At 47.6% G+C, this 5,312-nt stretch carries 2 tRNA genes and 3 rRNA genes; all 5 read left to right on the top strand.

Going from position 1 to position 5,312, the window contains the following annotated elements:
• Positions 1 to 109: 109 nt before the first annotated feature.
• The 5 genes from ACR1PO_RS22425 to rrf all read left to right on the top strand — a co-directional run bounded on the left by ACR1PO_RS22425 (position 110) and on the right by rrf (position 5,262).
• Positions 110 to 1,626: ribosomal RNA gene (locus ACR1PO_RS22425) — 16S ribosomal RNA — on the top strand.
• Between the two features lie 212 nt (positions 1,627 to 1,838).
• Positions 1,839 to 1,912 (top strand) — tRNA-Ile (locus ACR1PO_RS22420).
• A 93-nt stretch (positions 1,913 to 2,005) separates the two neighbouring features.
• Positions 2,006 to 2,079 (top strand) — tRNA-Ala (locus ACR1PO_RS22415).
• 153 nt (positions 2,080 to 2,232) lie between these two features.
• Positions 2,233 to 4,985, top strand: a 23S ribosomal RNA gene (locus ACR1PO_RS22410).
• 169 nt (positions 4,986 to 5,154) lie between these two features.
• Positions 5,155 to 5,262 (top strand): 5S ribosomal RNA (gene rrf, locus ACR1PO_RS22405).
• Together the 16S, 23S and 5S rRNA genes with 2 tRNA genes alongside form the textbook arrangement of a ribosomal RNA operon.
• The last annotated feature ends 50 nt before the right edge of the window (positions 5,263 to 5,312 follow it).

Genomic DNA, 5,312 nt, shown 5'->3' with positions numbered 1-5,312 from the left:
AGATTGCTTCGTTATAAAGCGGAAGATATAAAGATCATTGACATACAATATAACAACCAAGTAAGGAAAAACTAAAGCGTTAAAAACTTTGAGTGAGTCAGACAAACATACAATGGAGAGTTTGATCCTGGCTCAGGATGAACGCTAGCGGGAGGCCTAACACATGCAAGCCGAGCGGTAGAGATCTTTCGGGATCTTGAGAGCGGCGTACGGGTGCGGAACACGTGTGCAACCTGCCTTTATCTGGGGGATAGCCTTTCGAAAGGGAGATTAATACCCCATAATATATTGAGTGGCATCACTTAATATTGAAAACTCCGGTGGATAGAGATGGGCACGCGCAAGATTAGATAGTTGGTGAGGTAACGGCTCACCAAGTCTGCGATCTTTAGGGGGCCTGAGAGGGTGATCCCCCACACTGGTACTGAGACACGGACCAGACTCCTACGGGAGGCAGCAGTGAGGAATATTGGACAATGGGTGCAAGCCTGATCCAGCCATCCCGCGTGAAGGACGACGGCCCTATGGGTTGTAAACTTCTTTTGTATAGGGATAAACCTAGATACGTGTATCTAGCTGAAGGTACTATACGAATAAGCACCGGCTAACTCCGTGCCAGCAGCCGCGGTAATACGGAGGGTGCAAGCGTTATCCGGATTTATTGGGTTTAAAGGGTCCGTAGGCGGATTTGTAAGTCAGTGGTGAAATCTCACAGCTTAACTGTGAAACTGCCATTGATACTGCAAGTCTTGAGTGTTGTTGAAGTAGCTGGAATAAGTAGTGTAGCGGTGAAATGCATAGATATTACTTAGAACACCAATTGCGAAGGCAGGTTACTAAGCAACAACTGACGCTGATGGACGAAAGCGTGGGGAGCGAACAGGATTAGATACCCTGGTAGTCCACGCCGTAAACGATGCTAACTCGTTTTTGGGCTTTCGGGTTCAGAGACTAAGCGAAAGTGATAAGTTAGCCACCTGGGGAGTACGAACGCAAGTTTGAAACTCAAAGGAATTGACGGGGGCCCGCACAAGCGGTGGATTATGTGGTTTAATTCGATGATACGCGAGGAACCTTACCAAGGCTTAAATGGGAAATGACAGGCTTAGAAATAGGCTTTTCTTCGGACATTTTTCAAGGTGCTGCATGGTTGTCGTCAGCTCGTGCCGTGAGGTGTTAGGTTAAGTCCTGCAACGAGCGCAACCCCTGTCACTAGTTGCCATCATTAAGTTGGGGACTCTAGTGAGACTGCCTACGCAAGTAGAGAGGAAGGTGGGGATGACGTCAAATCATCACGGCCCTTACGCCTTGGGCCACACACGTAATACAATGGCCGGTACAGAGGGCAGCTACACTGCGAAGTGATGCAAATCTCGAAAGCCGGTCTCAGTTCGGATTGGAGTCTGCAACTCGACTCTATGAAGCTGGAATCGCTAGTAATCGCGCATCAGCCATGGCGCGGTGAATACGTTCCCGGGCCTTGTACACACCGCCCGTCAAGCCATGGAAGTCTGGGGTACCTGAAGTCGGTGACCGTAACAGGAGCTGCCTAGGGTAAAACAGGTAACTAGGGCTAAGTCGTAACAAGGTAGCCGTACCGGAAGGTGCGGCTGGAACATCTCATTTTAGAGCGTCAAAAGACGTTAAACAAAATCAGTATCGTAAGATACAAAGTACTTGCTTCAAAGTAAAGCTTTAGTTTTTTGTTTGGTTGCTATATAACAATACAAAACCCACTAGAAATTAGTACAGGGAAGAGATACAAGAGCCGAGAGCCCAGACCCAAGACGATAGAAAGTCTTGTATCTAGCATCTTGGATCTAAAAGTCTAAAAAGACAGTCTCGTAGCTCAGCTGGTTAGAGCGCTACACTGATAATGTAGAGGTCGGCAGTTCGAGCCTGCCCGAGACTACTAATTAAAAAGACGGGAAGATGAAAGAGTCAGGAGTCAAGACACAATTAAAAAGTCTTGTATCTGGCCTCTGGGGTCTCTTAGTCTACTAGAGGGGAATTAGCTCAGCTGGCTAGAGCGCCTGCCTTGCACGCAGGAGGTCAAGGGTTCGACTCCCTTATTCTCCACAGTTTTGGAAGTTTGATTTAAAAGTTACGGATGGAGCCAACAACAACATCTGTTGATCAAGCTGAAAGAAAGAAATAAAGATCATTGACATTAACGGTAAAGACATCACAAAGAGAAAACCGAGCGCATAAAGCGCTTGAGTAACCAATAGGAAAGAAATCGTTAAGGGCGTATGGCGGATGCCTAGGCTTTCAGAGGCGACGAAGGACGTGGTAAGCTGCGAAAAGCTGCGGGGATTGGCACACACGAATTGATCCGCAGATATCCGAATGGGGCAACCCGGCATATTGAAGATATGTCACCTCGTAAGAGGAGCAAACCCGGAGAACTGAAACATCTAAGTACCCGGAGGAAAAGAAATCGAAGAGATTCCGTAAGTAGTGGCGAGCGAAAGCGGATTAGCCCAAAAGTCTTTATATATTTAGAAGAATGTTCTGGAAAGAACAGCCAAAGACGGTGATAGCCCGGTATTCGAAAGGTATATATTGATGATAAATGAGTAGGGCGGGACACGTGAAATCCTGTCTGAATATGGGGGGACCATCCTCCAAGGCTAAATACTCCTGAAAGACCGATAGTGAACAAGTACTGTGAAGGAAAGGTGAAAAGCACTTCGAATAGAAGGGTGAAATAGAACCTGAAACCGTACGCCTACAAGCGGTCGGAGCAGCATTAAGCTGTGACGGCGTGCCTTTTGCATAATGAGCCTACGAGTTAATTTTACTAGCGAGGTTAAGGTATTAAGTACCGGAGCCGAAGCGAAAGCGAGTCTGAATAGGGCGGTGAGTTAGTAGGATTAGACGCGAAACCTTGTGATCTACCCATGGGCAGGTTGAAGCTCTGGTAACACAGAGTGGAGGACCGAACCGGTTGACGTTGAAAAGTCTTCGGATGACCTGTGGGTAGGGGTGAAAGGCCAATCAAACTGGGAGATAGCTCGTACTCTCCGAAATGCATTTAGGTGCAGCGTCGATGTTAAGTTTATTAGAGGTAGAGCTACTGATTGGATGCGGGGGTTTCACCGCCTACCAATTCCTGACAAACTCCGAATGCTAATAAATGTTCGTCGGCAGTGAGGGCATGGGTGCTAAGGTCCATGTCCGAGAGGGAAAGAACCCAGACCAACAGCTAAGGTCCCCAAATATATGTTAAGTTGAAACAACGCGGTTGGACTGCATTGACAGCTAGGATGTTGGCTTGGAAGCAGCCATTCATTTAAAGAGTGCGTAACAGCTCACTAGTCGAGCGGTCCGGCATGGATAATAATCGGGCATAAACATATTACCGAAGCTATGGATTTATAATTATTATATCTGGTAGGAGAGCATTCTATTTGCGCCGAAGCAGTACTGTGAGGTATTGTGGAGCGGATAGAAAAGAAAATGTAGGCATAAGTAACGATAAAGCAGGCGAGAAACCTGCTCACCGAAAGACCAAGGCTTCCTCAGCCATGCTAATCAGCTGAGGGTTAGTCGGGACCTAACGCGAACCCGAGAGGGGTAGTGGATGGACACAGGGTTAATATTCCCTGACTTGCTCACAATAAAAGGGGACGGTTGGATGTATCTGCTGGAGACTGACGGAATAGTCAAGGCCTAGCCTTCGGGCGAAGCTGCTGTAGAGTAATCTGATCCAAGAAAAGCCGAAGTGAAGCAACCCGTACCAAAACCGACACAGGTGGTCGAGGAGAGAATCCTAAGGTGCTCGAGTGAGTCGTGGCTAAGGAACTAGGCAAAATAGTCTCGTAACTTCGGAAGAAGAGACGCCATCAGCAATGGTGGCCGCAGTGAAGAGGCCCAGGCGACTGTTTATCAAAAACACAGGACTCTGCTAAATCGAAAGATGCTGTATAGGGTCTGACACCTGCCCGGTGCTGGAAGGTTAAGGAAGGTGCTTAGCGTAAGCGAAGGCATTGACTGAAGCCCCAGTAAACGGCGGCCGTAACTATAACGGTCCTAAGGTAGCGAAATTCCTTGTCGGGTAAGTTCCGACCTGCACGAATGGTGTAACGATCTGGGCACTGTCTCAGCCACGAGCTCGGTGAAATTGTAGTATCGGTGAAGATGCCGATTACCCGCAATGGGACGAAAAGACCCTGTGAACCTTTACTATAACTTCGTATTGACTTTGAGTAAGTAATGTGTAGGATAGGTGGGAGGCTTTGAAGCAGGCACGCTAGTGTTTGTGGAGCCGTCGTTGAAATACCACCCTTTACTTACTTGGAGCCTAACTTCCTATGGAAGGACATTGCGTGGTGGGTAGTTTGACTGGGGTGGTCGCCTCCAAAAGAGTAACGGAGGCTTTCAAAGGTACCCTCAGCACGCTTGGTAACCGTGCGTAGAGTGTAATGGCATAAGGGTGCTTGACTGTGAGACCTACAAGTCGATCAGGTGCGAAAGCAGGACATAGTGATCCGGTGGTTCCGTATGGAAGGGCCATCGCTCATAGGATAAAAGGTACTCCGGGGATAACAGGCTAGTCTCCCCCAAGAGCTCACATCGACGGGGAGGTTCGGCACCTCGATGTCGGCTCGTCACATCCTGGGGCTGGAGAAGGTCCCAAGGGTTGGGCTGTTCGCCCATTAAAGTGGCACGCGAGCTGGGTTCAGAACGTCGTGAGACAGTTCGGTCTCTATCTATTGCGGGCGTTAGATGTTTGAGAGGGCTTGATTCTAGTACGAGAGGACCGAATTGAACAAACCTCTGGTGTATCAGTTGTACCGCCAGGTGCACCGCTGAGTAGCTACGTTTGGAAGAGATAAGCACTGAAAGCATATAAGTGCGAAACTCGCCTCAAGATGAGACATCTTTTAAGGGTCGTTGTAGATGACGACGTTGATAGGCTACAGGTGTAAAGACAGTAATGTCATAGCCGAGTAGTACTAATTACCCGTAGATTTATAGTCTATGGTTACTGTATCGAAAATAAAAAGACAAGTTCTTTATGCGCAGAAAAGGTTTTGTCTTTGTGAAAGTTTTTATCGCTTAAAACAGATGTCAGATGTAAGACATCAGATAACAGACCATACAATCTGAAATCTGAGATCTCCCCTCTGATATCTTATATACCTTCTTTAGGGTGGTTTTAGCGGTGGGGCTCACCTGTTCCCATTCCGAACACAGAAGTTAAGCCCACCAGCGCCGATGGTACTGCTAACGCGGGAGAGTAGGCCGCCGCCAGTTTTTATTTTATTTTTAAAAATCCTTTATCATAACGATAAAGGATTTTTTTT

This window comes from Chryseobacterium amylolyticum (assembly GCF_051011775.1).
Classification (GTDB): domain Bacteria; phylum Bacteroidota; class Bacteroidia; order Flavobacteriales; family Weeksellaceae; genus Chryseobacterium.
This window is presented reverse-complemented; position numbering and strand designations above follow the sequence as displayed.